Source organism: Shimia aestuarii (assembly GCF_900114635.1).
GTDB classification, from domain to species: Bacteria; Pseudomonadota; Alphaproteobacteria; order Rhodobacterales; family Rhodobacteraceae; genus Shimia; species Shimia aestuarii.
This window is the reverse complement of sequence record NZ_FOTQ01000015.1, coordinates 13,545-30,113: the sequence shown is the minus strand read 5'-3', so window position 1 is coordinate 30,113 and position 16,569 is coordinate 13,545. Positions and strand designations below refer to the sequence as shown.

Below are 16,569 nucleotides of genomic sequence, written 5' to 3'. Positions count from 1 at the left end.
CGGATCATCCGCTCGTCTTCAAGCAGCTGACTTTCCAACAGGAAGGGATCTTCCCAGTTGAAGGCATTCAGGTCGGGTTTCGATTGGGGGGCGAGGTCCTTTGCCATCTCTCCGGTCTCCTTATTCCGCGGCTTGCGCGGTTGAATTGATTGCGGCCTCGATCGAGGCTTCGAGAATATCCAGCGCCTCTTCGACATGCTCCATCGGCGTTGTCAGTGGCGGCAGCAGGCGCACCGCGTTGGCACGTGTTCCACAAGGCAGGATGATCAACCCGCGCGCTTCGGCTTCGGCCACGATAGCCTGTGTCAGCGCTGGGTCGGGCGCGTTGGTCTGACGATCTGTGACCAGTTCAAAGGCGATCATCGCGCCGAGCCCGCGCACATCGCCAATGGCTTCCATGCCCTGACGTGCGGCGATGTCGGTCAACCGGCCCTTGATCATGTCGCCAATCTCGGTTGCACGTGCACAGAGATTTTCCTCTTCGATCACGTCAAAAACGGCGTTTGCCGCGGCAACCGCCAGCGGATTGCCCGCATAGGTGCCGCCGATCCCACCAACCGGCGCTGCGTCGACGATTTCGGCCCGACCGGTCACGGCGGAGAGCGGAAAACCACCCGCCAGACCCTTGGCCATCGTCACTAGGTCGGCGGCCACGCCTGCATGTTCAAATGCAAACAGCTTTCCGGTCCGCGCGATACCCGCCTGCACCTCATCCGCGATCAGAACTATGCCATAATCGTCACAGATCTTGCGCAATGCGCGCAGGAATTCAGGTTGCGCAATGTTGAAACCACCTTCGCCCTGCACCGGCTCAATGATCATGGCAGCCACGCGTTCGGGGTCGATCGAGCTCTTGAACATGTTGTCCAGAACGGCCAGCGACTGTTCCACAGTGACCCCGTGGAACTCGTTCGGGAAAGGTGCATGCAGCACTTCCGGAGGCATGGCACCAAAGGCTTTCTTGTAAGGCGTGACCTTGCCACAAAGCGCCATACCCATCAGTGTACGACCGTGGAACGCACCGGAAAACGCGATGACACCAGAGCGGTCCGTGTAGGCGCGCGCCATCTTCACTGCGTTCTCAACAGCTTCAGCACCGGTTGTGACCAGCATGGTCTTCTTGTCAAAGTCACCCGGGGTGGCAGTATTCAGCCGTTCGGCCAGGGCAATATAGCCTTCGTACGGGGCAACGTGAAAACAGGTGTGCGTGAAAGCATTCGACTGTGCCGCGACGGCCTCCATCAGCTTTGGGTGACGGTGGCCCGTATTGTTCACCGCAATCCCGGCCGCGAAATCAATGAACCGCTTGCCATCAACATCCCAAAGTTCGGCGTTTTCGGCGCGTTCAGCATAAATTCCTCGTGTCGCGACGCCCACGGCGACGGCGGCGGCCCGACGGGCCTTGAGATTCTCAGTGGCGGTCACAACAATTCTCCTTTGGAACGCTCAAAATTTCATTTACTATTGCTCATTATTTAAAGCATTGCTAGGAAAAATTTGTGCGCCAGAAGGAAATTCTGGTATGATCAAGAAAACCAAGAAGGAGCCAGCATTGTGACCGAAGAATTTGATGTTGGCGGGCGACTGAAAACGCTAAGAACCCAATTTGGCTTGTCTCAGAGGCAGTTAGCAGAAACAGCCGGTGTCCCGCATGGCCAGATATCCATGATCGAAACCAATAGAAGCAGCCCTTCCGTTGCCTCTTTGCGCAAAATATTGGGCGGCCTTGGGATCACCATGTCAGAGTTTTTTGAGCCTGAGACGATCAATAACCATCAACCCTTCTTTACACCATCCGAAATGCGCGACCTGACTTCGCTACTGTATCAGAACAACGATCTGGCGCAGAAGATGATCACAATCAAGCAAGTCGGAGATGCCAAGGCCCACGGGCTTCAACTTTTGCATGAACGCTACGAAGCCGGGGCTGACACCGGCGAGTCGATGATCGAACACGAAGCCAACGAGGGCGGGATCGTGATTTCAGGTGAGATCGAAGTTACCGTGGGCGAAGAGGTACGGGTTCTCAAGGCTGGCGACGCCTATCTCTTCGACAGCCGCGAACCGCATCGGTTTCGCAACATCTCGGATCGACCTGCCGAAGTGATCTCTGCTTGCACGCCACCCTATCTATGATCCTTTGTACCTGATCGCATAAACGGAGTTTTTGAAACGGCTCGACTCTTTTCAAGAGTCGTCATTCGTGGGATCCGAGTCGGAAGTGGTGAAATCTCCGGATGTGCGCGTCAGGTAGTGTAGGTCAGGCATCAAATGAGGCTCCGGTGATTTCGGCCGACCCTCGCGACGTTGCCTTGTTCAAAGGAAACCCGCCATGGCCAGCCTACTTGACCCGCTTCACCTCAGGCACCTGACGCTGCGGAATCGCATTGTCAGCACCGCACATGCCCCCAACTATGTTGAAAACGGCCACCCCCGCGACCGCTATAGACTGTACCACGAGGAAAAGGCCAAGGGTGGGGTTGCCCTGACGATGATCGGTGGATCAACCAATATCGCGCCTGACAGCCCTTCGGTGTTCGGCCAACTCTACGTGGGCGACGACAGCATTATTCCGTGGTTCCAGAAACTGACCGACGGGGTGCACAGGCATGGGGCCGCCGTCATGTGCCAGATTACTCATATGGGGCGTCGCACCGCTTGGGATGATGGGCATTGGCTTCCGGTTCTGGCACCATCCGGCATTCGCGAGCGCGCTCACCGCGCCTTTCCCAAGGTGATGGAACAAGAAGACATAAATCGCGTGATCGATGGTTTTGCAGCCGCTGCACGCCGCTGCCAGCGGGGCGGTTTTGACGGCATCGAACTCTTGTCTCATTCACATCTTCTGGGCCAATTCCTGTCACCGCTCACCAACCTGCGTGAAGATGACTATGGCGGCTCGCTGGAAAACCGGATGCGTATCACCTTGCAGGTACTCGACGCGGTCCGCGCCGAGGTCGGCCCCGAATTTGTCCTGTCCATGCGCATCACGGGCGACGAACTGACCGAAGGCGGCCTAGGAGCCGACGACTGTGTCGCCACCGCCCAAATGCTTGAGCATAGCGGACATGTCGACCTGCTGAACATTCTCGCTGGCGCGCCCTACGATGACCTCGGACTTGCCGAATGGGTGCGCCCAATGGGTCTACCTGCCGCTCCTCATGTCACGGTGGCCGGTCGCATCCGCCAATCCGTCAACCTGCCAATCCTGCACGCTGGCGGCATTGCCGATCTCGCCACGGCGCGCCATGCGCTCTCAGGTGGTCACGTGGACCTAGTCGGTATGACACGCGCGCAGATGGCCGATCCCCACCTTGTTGCAAAACTCGCGCGTGGAGAGGAAGAGCGCATCCGCCCCTGTGTTGGCCTGGGTTACTGTGTCGACAGGGTCAATCAGGGCAAACCAGCCGTGTGCGGACACAATGCCGCCACGGGTCGCGAAGAAACCCTGCCGCACACCATCAAACCCAGCGACATGCATAAGAAGGTAGTGATTGTCGGTGGGGGACCGGGCGGGCTGGAAGCCGCACGTGTCAGCGCGCTTCGGGGTCACAATGTTGTCCTGTTCGAGGCCTCCACTCGACTAGGCGGGCAACTCGTCCTCGCCGCCAAGGGCAAGACCCGCCGACAGGTTCAAAGCGTTGCAGATTGGCTGATTTCCGAAACCACGGAACTGGGTGTCGACATCCGCCTGAACACCTATGCCGAAGCTGACCACGTGTACGCTGAATTCCCGGACCTTGTCGTGATTGCAACAGGCGGGTGGCCCGAGCCCTTGCCTATACCCGGCGGTGATCTGGCGCTTTCCAGTTGGGATATCTTGTCAGGCGAAGCGCGCATTGCCGGTGAAGTGCTTCTTTATGACGAGATTGGAGACCATCCGGCAGCGGTCACGGCGGACGCTCTGGCAAGTGTCGGGAACAAAGTCGAACTCGTGTCTCCCGACCGGACTCTTCTACACGATCTCGGCCCAACCACCTCTGCTGTTGCACTGCGCGATCTGGCTGCCAACGGCGTCACCTTCACCTGCTTGCACGAGCTTCACGCCCTGTCCCGCAAGGGAAACCGGGTAAGCGCCACACTGCGCCACGTCTTGACGGGCAAAACCACCGAAAGGTTTTTCGACCATGTGGTGGTCGAGAATGGCGCGACACCGATGGACGCCCTCTATCACGACCTCAAACCTGGGTCGAAAAACCTGGGGCAGGTCGACCAAAGCGCCCTGATCCATGGCCAATATCCCTTCAAGACCCATTTCCCGTCCGGCATGTTTCACCTGGCACGCATTGGTGACGCGATCACAGGGCGCAACATGCATGCGGCAATCCTCGACGCCCTCCGGATCTGCAGCAAATTTTGATCCGGCGGCTCAAGGTCGGTCGCACATCAAGCTCCAACAAATATGCCGCGTACAAAATTACCCAAGAATGAAATGGCTTGCCCAGAAGCGCGGGTGATGAAATTTTTCCACGCTCTGGTCGCTGAGCATCTTCTCAAGCGCCACCCGCAGGGAGAATGCGTAATCCGCCGACTGCGCCATGCGGTGTTCAAGCGCAACGCGCTTTGTCAGCTCGACACCCGCGCCGCTATCGATCTCCCAATGGGTCAGCATCATGGCCCCGGCACCGGCATACAAAAAGGCTGATGCCAGATCGGACAATCCCCTGTCCGCATCCGGCGTACCGGTGTTGCAGGCCGACAGAATGACAAGCTCCGCCCCAATGCGGTATCCATAGATTTCGTTCGCAGTCAGGATTCCATCTTCCCCCTGCGACTGGGGCAACGACAGCACAAGACCCGACGATTCCAGGGCCCCGGTTTCCCGTGACAGCAATCCATGTGTTGCCAATGCCAGAACCGACACCTCGGCAAGGCGGTTGTTCCTGTTTAACGCCTGCATTTGCCGCTCGCTTGCCCGCTCTTTCGTGAAAACGTCGTCTTTCGGATTTCCACCAAAAACAATTGCCATGAACGCAAGTTCCGCCGCTGTCTCTGGCAGCTCTGCCAAAGCCCCCCCTGCCCCTAGCAAAGCACTGCGCCCTGCCACGTCACCCTCTGTGAGATTGGGATCACCCAGGCCGATAAAACCCGTCGTTCCCGAGGAGTCCTCGAACGCTTGAGACCCGCGCGCCACGGACGGCGAGGCTCGCAGGATCGTGCTCACACCAAGCCACCCATCCTCGTGACGAAGCGCCGCAAACGGCAAGGTTGCGAACGGGCCAGTCGTCACCAAACGCAGTTCCCGCGGGGGCGGCCGATCCGGATAGGCCCAACCGATCAGCTCGTGATAAAGCTGACTTGCCAACCCTTGATCAAATATGTCCCTTTCGCCGGTACTCTTAACAATACTGTGGCGAAGGCCTGTCACCGCCGCCTGCACCCGCTCAACGTTCAAGTCGAGCCGACGCGCACGGGCCTCCCGCCCGTCCAGCAGCATCAACACAACCGAGTCGCTTAGTTGAGTCACAACAAGCATTGCCGCCCCTTCGGATCGCAATGACAGCATGACCTCGCGAAGGGGACGGGTCACACCAATCTGGTGGCTCCTCAGTGCGGCATCGGTTTCCGGCATCTGCGCCTCCATCGCCTGCAGCCGCAAACTCAGGTCGGAAATCGCGGCCCCCTGCCCAGCGGGGTCGCGCATAGCCGCCCGCAAAGCCCGTTGCACATCCTGGTATTCACGCGCCACAGCCGGATTGGCCGAATTCAACCGCTGCTCAAGCACCGATGCCGACGCTGTGGACCGCGCCAGTTGCAAATACTGTTGAATCGCAAAAATCGCCGGATAGTTCGGCCCTTGGGGCAAATCGTCGAACTGAAGCTCAAGATAGGCAATGAAAAGGTCTTTCAACCGCCTTGCCCATTGTTCGACCGTCCCAGGCAACGGATCTTCGCTGGACCCCAGCCTTTCAATGGCGCGCTCGGCAAGGGGGCCAATGGCGGCATAAGCCAGATCCGGTTTGCCCCAGTCACGATAGAGGCTGGAATACCGCAGGCGCAGCCATGTATGTTCAGGGCGCAGCAAATCGGTATCCAGCTTTGCCGCGTCCTCGGTTCCGAACGCAAATGGATCGACCCTCTGGTCATTGGCAAAGTAAATCTCGGCGGTCCCGAAATATCCCATGCGCTGAAACGCAATCGCCGCATCGCGAATGCCAAGGACGTCCTGTTTTGACGGACCAATGCGCCCAAAAGACCCTGCAAAACGCGTGTGGAAAACCTCGGCAATCCGCATCCGCTCCATTCGCGCAAGCGGCTTTTCCATGAGCTGCATGTCCACCCTCGACCCAAAATCCAGGTTTTCGGTCGTCGCTTCCTCAATCAACTGCGCGCGTTTCTGAGGCGTCTGCGTGATGAACCAGAGCGCGTTACTGTCATATTCGCTTGGGGGGGCGATTGTTTCGACCCGGATCCAGCCCTGCCGTCCAGCATCAAAAAGCCCGTACACGCACTGTTCAATGATCGGATACCGGTTCCAGCTCTCGATGCCGTCCCATTGGGCCGCAAGCACATATTCGGCCACGTCTTTTCGATCCGAAAACCCCGCGATCGCGCAGAGCAGTCGTGCCTCAACCCCCGTAAGCCGTTGGGGGAAAAAACACCCCAAAAGCCTATTCATCGCATTCGCATCAACGACGGCCCGCCGCACCTCGGGATCGTCCGCCAAAGCCGCATAATCCACGTCGATGAACGCCTCATAGCTCATCTTGGCCGCCTCAAGGCTCTTGCAGGCATCCGTGTAATAGATGTCCATCTGCTCAAGCAAACGCTGCGCCGGCGTCAGGTCTTCAAGGCGCGACAGGTTGAGCTGGCGTTGCAGAATCTGAATGTCCCGCCCAACCTGATCGTAGGCGCCCGATGTCTGCGCAATCGACACACCGCGCAGAATCGCAGGCTCGGCGACCTCGTAGTTCCCGATCTCCAGGGCCGCGTTTGCCTCCTGAAGGCTGGTCCACAGCGCCTGCTCCAACGCTCCGTCGCGCAGCATTTCCGGCAACACGATTGGCACGGCTTCCAACAGCATGGATTTGTCCACACTGCGCGACCATGCATAAAGACCGATCCGGGCGCCTCCCCAAAGAATGTCCTGCGCATTGAAACGCGCCGTGTCCGGGTTCTCGGAAAAGCCGCCATTGTCGACTTTCCTGTCATGCAGGAACGCCCCAAGCCATTTGAGACCGGCAAAGTCGCGCGCCAGGATCGAAAGCTGCGAACTATGCGTAAGAAAACCGTCATAGCTCGACGCAAACGCATAGGATCCCGCGCCGACACTCGCATCCATGGCCTCCAGAATATTCCTGTTGTGCCGGATGATCCGGGCGACCTCTGCCGTCATACCCAACCGCACCATGTCGACCGCAGCCTGATACGGAAAAACCTGATCGAACTCGAAATCCCCCATCTCCTTGGAAAGACCATCGTCCAGAAACATCTGGGTCGCCTGTTGAAAAAGACTTTGCGCAGCCTCGGCATTGCCCCGTCGCGCAAGATCAGCTGCCCACGTCAACCCGGTCTGAAATACCTGCCTTTGCGATTCCTCGCGCGCAATGGCCACGCGACTCTCGTACAAATGGTCGCGTGCATCGCCGCGCGTACAGACAAGAACACCATCAACGAGCCGCCCATGATTTTCAGCATTCAACGTCGCCACGATTGGCAAGGTCAGACTCTGCGCGACAAGCGCGCGCAATACATCGCTTTCCGGCGCTTCGCATAGATCGCGCTGAGGGATGTAGTACGTAACAACCGACAGGGCGCGGTCGCCATAGGCACTCTCCTCCGGATGAGACCGGGCATATTGCAGCAAAGTTTCCAACGCGCGCTGCGTATCCGGGATTTCGGTTTCCGTTTCATCAAGGGAAGAAAGATGCATCAAGCCAATGGCCAGCGGGTTTCGCGACTGTTGGGCCAAAGCTGTTGCATCTCGCATCAAACCACGGCGCCGTTCCCCATTCGAATCCATCAACGCAACAAAGCGCTCCGACCCGACCGAGGCATGTGTTTTGTTGTAGGTCCTGTACCTGACCGTCGCCGCATAGTGCAGCCCATTGGCAAACAACATCCTTTTGTTTTTCCGGCTTGTCTCGTCCGGAGCCAAGTCCAGTTCGGTGATAAAGGGCGCCTGAATCCCCGCATTCGCGGCAATCCGTGCAAGGTAAGACGCCTCCCATGGGGAAAGGCGACCTGTCGCGTCGAGCCCTTGGGAAAATTGAAACGCCGTGATCGCATCGCTCGTGCGCGCGTCGGCAATGCCATCCACGTTGCCCGGATCAAACCGCAAGACTGAGAGGTTCTGTTCCACCTGGCGCATGTCCTGCGCCCAACCGGCGAGGGGTAGAAAAGCCAACAACAAGAGCCACCGGATCAAGGCTGCCCCATCTGTTGGAATCGGCCAACAAGAGCATCAACCGGTCGGCCATAATCCGCATAGTTCGCCTCACGCCGCAGTTGGGCGTACCCTTCGAAATACTGCCAGAAGGTTGTCACTTCGGAGTGGAAATAAGCATTGAGAACGTCACCATTGCAAAGCTCGGCCGCAATGCAGATTTCCATCTGTGCAAAGAAGAGCGTTAGGCGATCCACGTGAGTTTCCATCGCCTGTGCATCGGCCCCACCATCAGCGCGCAGATCCACCATCCAGTTATAACCGAGGTTGCGATATGCCCGCGCCAGCACCTCGGGCGGAAGCGACGCAGGCGGTAGGGTGCTGGTCTGCAACTGGTTTTCGACATAGGACTGAAGCTGCGTATAGCGGTCGATCAGCTTGTCTTCCTGCCAGTCCCGCACCACCGCAAGCGATCGTTCCCGCCGCACATCCTCGTTCGACGAGATATATTCAAAAACCCCGACAATCGCCGCCCCTGCCACACCAATACTGGCGAGGATGCGCATGATTTGTTCGAAACCACCAAGGAATCCGCCGGTCTCTTCCGGTTCAGGTGGTCGCCGTGGTGGTCTTTTGCCTTCGAACTCCGGTGCTTCCGGCGACTCCTCCGCGCCGGAGTCCTCCACCAGAACCTCATACGCCATTTCGTCGCTGACGCGCTCCTTGGGCTTAGTCCTGCGCGCAGTCACGATTGATCTCGAATGTCTTGATCCGCTCGGGCGTCCAGGTCTCCGTTTCAAGTGTTTTGGCAAGGCAACGGATGGCGGCGGCGTCAAGAACAAAGCTGAGGCTCAGCTCTGCCCTACCGCGCGGGGTCGGCAAAGAAGGCAATGACCCTCCGCCCCGCTTTTCCGTTTCTGCCTGATCGCAGGACCCAAGATTGATCAATTGGACAGGCAGCCCCGCCTGTAGCATCTGTTCAATCTCAGCCTCGAATTTCGACAGGTAACAAGCAGCCAGATCAGGTGTCAGCGTCACTTTCCGTTCGCAGTAATCGCATGCAAGGGCCGCGTGTGGGAATAAGATTAGAAGAACGGACAAAAAACGCATGATGAGCCTGAACAAACGACGCAAACACCTCGACTATTCCAAGCTCAACCCCGAAACTCAAGGTATTTCAGACCCTTTTACCTCCAATGATGGCGTGGCCGGCAGCCACCGAAGCCCGTTCAAACAGGTTTCAAGCCAAGCATGACGCGTGCGTCTTCTGCGCTCGCCACTTCGCGCCCCGTCTGTTCCGCGCAGCTGCGTAAGGCGTCAATCAACTCGCCATTCGATCGAGTCTTGCGCCCGTCCGGAAGGTAGAACGTATCCTCCACCCCTGTCCGCAACATCCCGCCCAACTCGGCCGCTTTTTGATGGGTGGTCCAGATCTCTTCCCGACCAATCAACGTAGTCTGCCAAAACGACCCCGGCATGAGATAGCGCTGCAACAGAACCAGCAACTCCGGGTCCACGGGCATGCCCGACGCCACACCCATCACAAGGTTATATTGAGCGGACTTTGCCATGCCGTTGCGCACAAACATTTCCACGGACCGCACGATCCCCGTGTCGAAACACTCGAACTCTGGGCGGGCGCCGATCTCGTCCATCACGTCAAGATGGTCCTGTATTTTGTCCGGCATATTCTCGAACAACATCGGTGGCCAGGCCCAGTCGCCATTCGCCCGCAGCTTGAGGTAGTTGAGGGATCCGGCATTGCAGGCGCCAATCTCGGGCCGAACCGCCCGCAACACCGCCAGAGCACCGCTATAATCAGGCCCGACCGTGCCGGTCGTCGCGTTGATGATTATCCCCGGACAGGCATCGCGAATGGCCGAAACGATGTCGACTGCCACGTCTGGTTCCCAACTTGGAAGATGGCCCCTTCCTTCGCCCTGCTGGCGAAAATGGACGTGGATGACGGCCGCGCCTGCATCCATGGCCTCTCGCGCGGATTGTGCGCATTCCTCGGGCGTGACGGGGACCGGATGTTGCTTCGGGTCCGTCAGAACTCCGTTCAAAGCGCAGGTCAGAATGGCCTTGTCCATATTACACCCTTATTGCTGCATATGCCGCACACCCGGCGCAGGAGGCGTTTCCGGCGGACCCGCGAAACACTGGGCGTAGTTCATCCACGTTTCGGCGATCGGCCCTTCGACCCGCAGGCCGGTATCCGCAACCGCGCGCGTCTGTGTCACCACTGCGGCGAAATCCACCGCGTTCCCGGAAATGCGTCCGGCCCCTGCATCGCCAAAGGTCCATACGTCCCCCGACGGCGCTGTCAGCTCCAAAATCGGCATCGCCTCCGGCACATTCAGCCCATGCACCTGATGTGACCAGCCAAAAGTATTCACACCAAGAACCACGATATTGCGAATACGCTCAGCGTCCTTCCGGGCGATTCCCAGTAGATCAAACACCTCCATGCCATGCGCCCAGGTTTCCATTTGCCGCGCCGTCATTGACGACCGCGCCGACATCGACGGCCCGACCCATGGCAACCGCGCCTTGGGGTCCATCTGTGCCCAGCGCGGCGCCATATCCCGGACCAGCCCAATCCATGCCTCACGCAGCGCCGTTCCGCGCTCGGTGATCACTGAATCCTCGACCGAGCGGAGGCTTCCATTCTCCTTGAGCGAAACCATCGCCCCACCCACCATCTCCTGAAACGCCGCTTCGTCCCGCGCCGAAAGGTCCGCGCCCCTGTTCCAGAAATGCAGGTGCACTAGAACGTCTTCGATGGTCCATCCCTTGAACTGCGTCACTTGCCGCAACGCTTTATCATCGAGCGCGGCAATCACGTCATAGAGCGCCTCGCTTTCCTCCAGAAAATCCTCGGCCTGAGACAAAGTCATTCTGCGTCCTCCACAATCACAACAAGCGCTCCGGTCACAACCTGCGCACCTTCAGCAACACAGATTTCACCGACAACACCCGCTTGGTCCGCAACCAATTGATGCTGCATCTTCATCGCTTCCAGCACAGCCAGCGTTTGCCCTTCGGCCACGACATCACCCGCCGCAACCTGAACCGACACAACCAGCCCCGGCATGGGCGCCGTGATCTGACCTTTTCCCGCCGTCCCGGGTCCGGAGCGCCATGGCCGATGTCGGCGGACGTGCATGTGGCGCCCTTCAACCTGCAAGAACAACCCACCCTGCGGCGCAGTCGTGCTTACCCATTGAAGAAGCTGCCCGTCCACGCGGCACACCTCATTGCCCTCACCATACGCAAGCGCATGCTTCCCATCGGCCGTGTTGACCGTCACTTCGGGCATCCCGAAACCCGCTACCTCGACCACATGACACACAGCATCAATCTCAAGATCCACCGGCACCGCGCGAAGCCCGTCCGAACTGAACCCGGCAAGACCGGCATCCAAAGTCACCGTACAGGCCTGTGCGGCGCGCATTTCTTCTGAAAGCAACTGTACAGCCGCCAGGGCAATCACCCGACTTTCCGGTGCGGCCTGCGTCCATCCTTGGGGATAAAACTCCTCAAGAAACGCAGTTGTCGCCTGCCCACTGGCAAAACCCTCCTGCGACAACACGTCGATCAGGAATTCCGTGTTGGTCGTCAGACCCAGAACACCCATTTCACGCAACCCCGCAATCAACCGTGCCCGCGCTACTTCACGCGTCTCCCCATAGGCGATCACTTTTCCAAGCATTGGATCATAGTGTGGTGACACATCAACACCCGTTGCGATTCCGGAATCAACGCGCACCCACTGCGGAGGCTTCCACAAGGCGACTTGCCCGGTCACAGGCAAAAATCCGTTCGCCGGGTCCTCGGCATAAAGCCGTACCTCGATTGCATGCCCCTTCAGCTCCAGATCGTCTTGCTTGAGCGCAAGCGCTTCGCCTTGTGCGACAGCAAACTGCATCGCCACCAGGTCTAGTCCTGTTACCATCTCTGTCACCGGATGTTCGACCTGCAAGCGGGTGTTCATCTCAAGAAAGAAGAAGTCTCCGGTCTCATCCAGCAGGAACTCGACTGTCCCAGCCCCGCGATACCCAACGGCCTTGGCTGCTGCGACTGCTGCCGCCCCCATACGTTGCCGTATGCTTTCATCAACCGCTGGTGACGGCGCTTCTTCAACAACTTTCTGGTGCCTACGCTGCACCGAGCAATCCCTCTCGCCTAGATGAATGACATTGCCATGCGTATCCGCAAAGACCTGTATCTCAACATGGCGCGGGCGTTGAATGGCCCTTTCGATGATCAGGCGGTCATTTGCGAAACTTGCCAATGCCTCGGCCCGCGCCCGCGTCAGCGCCTCCGGCAAATCTGCGGACCGCGTGACAAGTCGCATCCCCTTGCCACCTCCACCGGCGCTGGCCTTGACCATGACCGGAAAGCCGATCCGCTCAGCTTCCGCTTTCAGCACCGCGTCGGACTGGTCCGCACCTTCGTATCCCGGCACACAGGGCACCCCGGCGGCAAGCATTCGGATCTTGGCACCGGCCTTGTCCCCCATGGCCTCGATCGCATGCGCATCGGGCCCGACAAACACCAACCCGGCCGCTTCAACGCCTGCCGCAAAATCCGCGTTTTCAGACAGGAAACCGTATCCCGGATGGATCGCCCCCGCCCCGCTCTGACGTGCGGCGTCCAGAATGGCCGCGCCGTTCAGGTAACTTTCCTGAGCGGGCGCCGGACCGATGCAAATTGCCTGATCCGCGGCCGCCACATGCGGCGCCCCGGCATCCGCCTCCGAGTAAACAGCCACCGTACGCAACCCCATCTCGCGTGCGGTGCGTATCACGCGGACGGCAATCTCACCCCGGTTGGCAATCAAAACGGATGAAAACTTCGCCATGCTCACACCCTCGCCACGCCAAATGCGTTCGGATTTACTTCCCGTCGCCGGGCTTCCAGACATGTCTGAAGACAAAACGCGATCACCTTGCGGCTGTCACGGGGGTCGATCACCCCATGATCAAGCACTTGCCCCGACGTGTAAAACGGAGAGCTTTGTCGATCGAACAGGCCCTCAATGGCGGCCTCCTGTTTCGCCAACCGCGCCTCATCCAATTCCGCGCCCTTTCGCTTGGCACCAACGCGCGCCACAAGGCTCATTGTGCGCGCCGCCTGCGCACCTCCCATGACACCAGAACGCGACGTCGGCCACGCAAACAGGAAGTCCGGTTCATAGGCAATCCCGCACATGCCATAGTTCCCGGCACCAAAGCTTGCCCCGGTGTAAAGCGTGATCTTGGGCACACGCGCGTTCGACACCGCCTGAATCATCTTCGATCCGTGCTTGATCATACCTGCGCGTTCATACTCCACCCCGACCATGTAGCCGGTCGTGTTGTTGAGAAAGACCAAAGGCGTTCCCGCCTGATCGCAGGCTTGAATGAAATGTGTGGCCTTGTTCGCCCCGGCTGGATCAATCGGCCCGTTATTGGCCAGGATACCCACCGTGATCCCATGCACTTGCGCCTGAAGACAAAGCGTCGCGGCCCCGAAATCAGGTTGGAACTCATCGAATTCAGAGCCATCCACAAGGCGGGCAACCAACTCGCGCATGTCATAGGGCGTGCTCCAATCGGCTGGCACCACGCCGGCAATCTCATCGGGATCGTGCTGCGGGCGCGCATAGGGCCGCCCGGGTCGGGACAGCATATCCCGGTTCCAATCCAGCCGCGCCATGACCCGCCGGGCCATCTCGATGGCGTGAACATCATCCTCGGCCAAATATTCGACCAACCCCGACACTGTAGCGTGCATCTCCGCCCCGCCAAGATCAGTGTCCTTGGAGACTTCTCCGGTTGCCGCATGGACAAGCGCCGCCCCGGCCAAGGCCGCGATGCCATTGCCCTTCACGCCGATCACGTAATCCGAAAGCCCCGGCATATAGGCACCACCCGCCGTCGATGGCCCATGCAATACCGCAACCGTCGGCAAACCTGCCGCCGACAACCGCGCGAGATTGCGGAACACCCCACCGCCCAGCGCCCAATCCTCGACCCGATAGTTCATCAGGTTCGCCCCCGCGCTTTCCACGAGATGCAGAAACGGCAGTTTCTGGCGCAATGCGATGTCCTGTGCCGACAACATGGCCTGAAGCGCCTTCGGGCTGAGCGCCCCGGCATTGATACCGCTGTCGTCCACAAGGATCATACACCGCACCCCGGACACGAACCCGATCCCCATCACAAAAGTCGACCCGGGAAGAGACTTCTCCGGATCATCACTATCCGCCAGGTATCCGGCGAGACTGTGTAGCCTCAGGAACGGCATCCCCGGATCAAGCAGGCGCGACAGGCGTTCACGCGGCGTGATCTGACCGCGCTGCGCAAAGCGTTCGCGGCGTTCCTCGGATTTTCGCGCCGTGCGCGCCTCAAGTGCACGCAATTCCTCAACGGCGGCAAGCATCGCCGCACGGTTTTTGCCATAGCTATCAGTTCCGGGCTTGATACGCGGTCCTTGCCACATGGGTTGGCTCCTCCCTGATGCCTTCCCTAACTTTGCTTCAGAATGCGGCGGCACTTGCACGGTATCAACTCCCGCCAACCGTGACGTGGCGGCAGAACATATCGAACCACACGCTCAGCTCTATTGAGAACCCTTGGTCACACGGCTATGATCAGATCATGCAAGATACTGATCTGCAAAAAGATATTCAGTTGGTGGCCGAGTGTGGCCCGATCCGCGTCTGGTCGCTCGTGGTTACGATCCTTGGCGACCTGTGCCAGCGCCCCGAAGACTTTCTTCCCGGCCGCACGCTCAACATGCTTGTTGAACGGCTTGGCATCAACAACCAGGCATTGCGCGTTGCCTTGCACCGACTGCGCCGCGATGGGTGGATCCGCACCGAGCGCGACGGGAGAGCGTCGAACTACTTCCTTTCGGATCAGGGCCGCGCCATGACCCAATCCGTACGCAACCAAGTATACACACCGACGCCAACCCGAAACATACCCATCCGTATGGTAATGGCGGCACCCTCAGTTCCTGCGGCGGATTTTGCTGACTTGTTGCCTGACGATGCGATGTCCCTATCGGCGCGCGTCGCACTCGTTGCAGATACCGATTCCCAGTTTGACGATTGCCTCGTCACAGCCTTTTCCCCTCAGACGCTTCCCAATTGGGCCATTGACACCATTGCGCCCCCTGATCTCTGCTCGGAGTACACACAGCTCCACTCTGCGGTTACCCAGATGCTGAACCGCCCGATCCCGGCATCACTGGCGGATCGCACCGCCTTGCGGCTGGTCATCCTGCATCACTGGCGGCGGTTGATCCTGCGCCAGAACGTCCTTGCCGACATCCTGATGCCCGCAGACTGGGCAGGGTCCAACGCCCGCGAAGCGGTCATGTCAGCGCTTGAAAGATACGCTCGGCCTGACCTGCAAACCCTGCGCGCCATGCAGGACGGAAACGACTAGCTGTCAGGCATCACGAAACAGTTCGAACAACTGCGGGACCGCCTTGAACTCTTTGCCCTTCTTTCCGCGTCGCCACTGCCCCGGAATGGCCAGCCAACTGACCCAACGCAGGCGCGCCAACCACTCCTGAGCCAGTTCCCAGGTGCCGTCAGGCGCATTTTCGCGATAGGTTTGCATCGCTTCGGGCAAATCCTGTTTGGCACGGGGCGAATACGCGATCACGTTAAACGCAAACACGACAAGATCCCGCGCATGGCCGCGTGGTGTGTTGTTCTCTTCCCGGTACCGCTCAAAGTCCAGCATCAGAATGCCATCCTTCGCCAGGCACATGTCCTTAGGGCTGGGGCGTCCATGCGTGAAGCCAAGCGTGTGAAACCGCCCAAGCGCCTGGGCGGCATCACATAAAAGCGCCTTGCGCTTCCCGTCGTCATCTTCATCCCGAAATCGCCGGCGAAGATCGGTGCCACAATCAGGCAGCACAAGGAAATCTGGCCCCTCTGCCTGAATCCGTGGCACCGGCGCATTGACCGCGTTCATCTCGTGAAACGCGCGCCTTTCGCGTTCAAAAGCCGCCCTTGGATCACCCTTTTGCAGGCGATACCGCCAGCTTAGAACTTCCGGACGCTTGATCCAGTAAACCCTGCCTTCCAATTCCACACGCTCGATCCGAGGTGCGCCCGTCGCTCCGCGCGCCTCGGCCAATTGGCACAACGCATCACGAACTGAACTTGCAGGGTTGTTTTCCATGGCCGGAATGTAGGCACCGCCTTGCACTTCGTAAAGCGCTTACGCTGTTGCGAT

Annotated in this window: 12 protein-coding genes and 1 pseudogene; 4 read left to right on the top strand and 9 right to left on the bottom strand. The window is 59.1% G+C overall.

Annotated elements, in window-relative coordinates:
- Nucleotides 1-120: 120 nt before the first annotated feature.
- A complete protein-coding gene (gene gabT / locus BMZ35_RS19775) occupies nucleotides 121-1,425 on the bottom strand; it encodes a 4-aminobutyrate--2-oxoglutarate transaminase (protein WP_093096949.1) in 1,305 nt (434 codons plus the stop codon).
- A 129-nt stretch (nucleotides 1,426-1,554) separates the two neighbouring features.
- Here gabT and BMZ35_RS21285 point away from each other — a divergent pair.
- The 3 genes and pseudogenes from BMZ35_RS21285 to BMZ35_RS19765 form a co-directional block, all read left to right on the top strand.
- A pseudogene (locus tag BMZ35_RS21285) lies at nucleotides 1,555-1,737 on the top strand (helix-turn-helix domain-containing protein); the annotation flags it as partial.
- The gene (locus tag BMZ35_RS19770) at nucleotides 1,738-2,136 is read left to right on the top strand and encodes a cupin domain-containing protein (RefSeq protein ID WP_242654873.1); all 399 of its coding nucleotides are present in this window, start codon (nucleotides 1,738-1,740) and stop codon (nucleotides 2,134-2,136) included.
- Between the two features lie 196 nt (nucleotides 2,137-2,332).
- The gene (locus BMZ35_RS19765) at nucleotides 2,333-4,360 is read left to right on the top strand and encodes an NADH:flavin oxidoreductase (protein WP_093096946.1); all 2,028 of its coding nucleotides are present in this window, start codon (nucleotides 2,333-2,335) and stop codon (nucleotides 4,358-4,360) included.
- A 57-nt stretch (nucleotides 4,361-4,417) separates the two neighbouring features.
- Here the strand turns inward: BMZ35_RS19765 and BMZ35_RS19760 are convergent, their stop codons facing one another.
- The 7 genes from BMZ35_RS19760 to BMZ35_RS19730 all read right to left on the bottom strand — a co-directional run bounded on the left by BMZ35_RS19760 (nucleotide 4,418) and on the right by BMZ35_RS19730 (nucleotide 14,815).
- On the bottom strand, nucleotides 4,418-8,347 hold the full coding sequence (locus tag BMZ35_RS19760; RefSeq protein WP_131814407.1) for a CHAT domain-containing protein: 3,930 nt from the start codon (nucleotides 8,345-8,347) through the stop codon (nucleotides 4,418-4,420).
- Between the two features lie 17 nt (nucleotides 8,348-8,364).
- Nucleotides 8,365-9,075 carry a hypothetical protein gene (locus BMZ35_RS19755; protein ID WP_131814406.1) on the bottom strand — a complete coding sequence of 237 codons (711 nt, stop codon included), beginning with the start codon at nucleotides 9,073-9,075 and terminating at the stop codon, nucleotides 8,365-8,367.
- The gene (locus tag BMZ35_RS19750; protein WP_093096937.1) at nucleotides 9,056-9,364 is read right to left on the bottom strand and encodes a hypothetical protein; all 309 of its coding nucleotides are present in this window, start codon (nucleotides 9,362-9,364) and stop codon (nucleotides 9,056-9,058) included. Before BMZ35_RS19750 ends, BMZ35_RS19755 begins: the two co-directional genes overlap by 20 nt.
- Before the next feature lie 191 nt (nucleotides 9,365-9,555).
- Nucleotides 9,556-10,419, bottom strand: coding sequence for a beta-keto acid cleavage family enzyme (locus BMZ35_RS19745; RefSeq protein WP_093096934.1), 864 nt, complete (start codon nucleotides 10,417-10,419; stop codon nucleotides 9,556-9,558).
- A 9-nt stretch (nucleotides 10,420-10,428) separates the two neighbouring features.
- Nucleotides 10,429-11,226 carry a TIGR03084 family metal-binding protein gene (locus BMZ35_RS19740; RefSeq protein ID WP_242654872.1) on the bottom strand — a complete coding sequence of 266 codons (798 nt, stop codon included), beginning with the start codon at nucleotides 11,224-11,226 and terminating at the stop codon, nucleotides 10,429-10,431.
- Entirely contained in the window at nucleotides 11,223-13,193 is a 1,971-nt protein-coding gene (locus BMZ35_RS19735) for an acetyl-CoA carboxylase biotin carboxylase subunit (RefSeq protein WP_093096931.1), read from the bottom strand. The genes BMZ35_RS19740 and BMZ35_RS19735 overlap by 4 nt, the downstream gene beginning before the upstream one ends.
- A 2-nt stretch (nucleotides 13,194-13,195) precedes the next feature.
- A complete protein-coding gene (locus BMZ35_RS19730) occupies nucleotides 13,196-14,815 on the bottom strand; it encodes an acyl-CoA carboxylase subunit beta (RefSeq protein ID WP_093096929.1) in 1,620 nt (539 codons plus the stop codon).
- A 158-nt stretch (nucleotides 14,816-14,973) separates the two neighbouring features.
- Between BMZ35_RS19730 and BMZ35_RS19725 the strand changes: the two genes are divergently transcribed.
- Nucleotides 14,974-15,768, top strand: coding sequence for a PaaX family transcriptional regulator C-terminal domain-containing protein (locus BMZ35_RS19725; RefSeq protein ID WP_165610141.1), 795 nt, complete (start codon nucleotides 14,974-14,976; stop codon nucleotides 15,766-15,768).
- Nucleotides 15,769-15,771: 3 nt separating this feature from the next.
- Here the strand turns inward: BMZ35_RS19725 and BMZ35_RS19720 are convergent, their stop codons facing one another.
- A complete protein-coding gene (locus BMZ35_RS19720; protein ID WP_131814405.1) occupies nucleotides 15,772-16,515 on the bottom strand; it encodes a phosphotransferase in 744 nt (247 codons plus the stop codon).
- Nucleotides 16,516-16,569: the final 54 nt, after the last annotated feature.

Coding starts and splice junctions, on each gene's coding strand:
- BMZ35_RS19770 (WP_242654873.1), top strand. CDS start 1,738: ATGTCAGAGTTTTTTGAGCCTGAGACGATCAATAACCATCAACCCTTC.
- BMZ35_RS19765 (WP_093096946.1), top strand. CDS start 2,333: ATGGCCAGCCTACTTGACCCGCTTCACCTCAGGCACCTGACGCTGCGG.
- BMZ35_RS19745 (WP_093096934.1), bottom strand. CDS start 10,419: ATGGACAAGGCCATTCTGACCTGCGCTTTGAACGGAGTTCTGACGGAC.
- BMZ35_RS19740 (WP_242654872.1), bottom strand. CDS start 11,226: ATGACTTTGTCTCAGGCCGAGGATTTTCTGGAGGAAAGCGAGGCGCTC.
- BMZ35_RS19735 (WP_093096931.1), bottom strand. CDS start 13,193: ATGGCGAAGTTTTCATCCGTTTTGATTGCCAACCGGGGTGAGATTGCC.
- BMZ35_RS19730 (WP_093096929.1), bottom strand. CDS start 14,815: ATGTGGCAAGGACCGCGTATCAAGCCCGGAACTGATAGCTATGGCAAA.
- BMZ35_RS19725 (WP_165610141.1), top strand. CDS start 14,974: ATGCAAGATACTGATCTGCAAAAAGATATTCAGTTGGTGGCCGAGTGT.
- BMZ35_RS19720 (WP_131814405.1), bottom strand. CDS start 16,515: ATGGAAAACAACCCTGCAAGTTCAGTTCGTGATGCGTTGTGCCAATTG.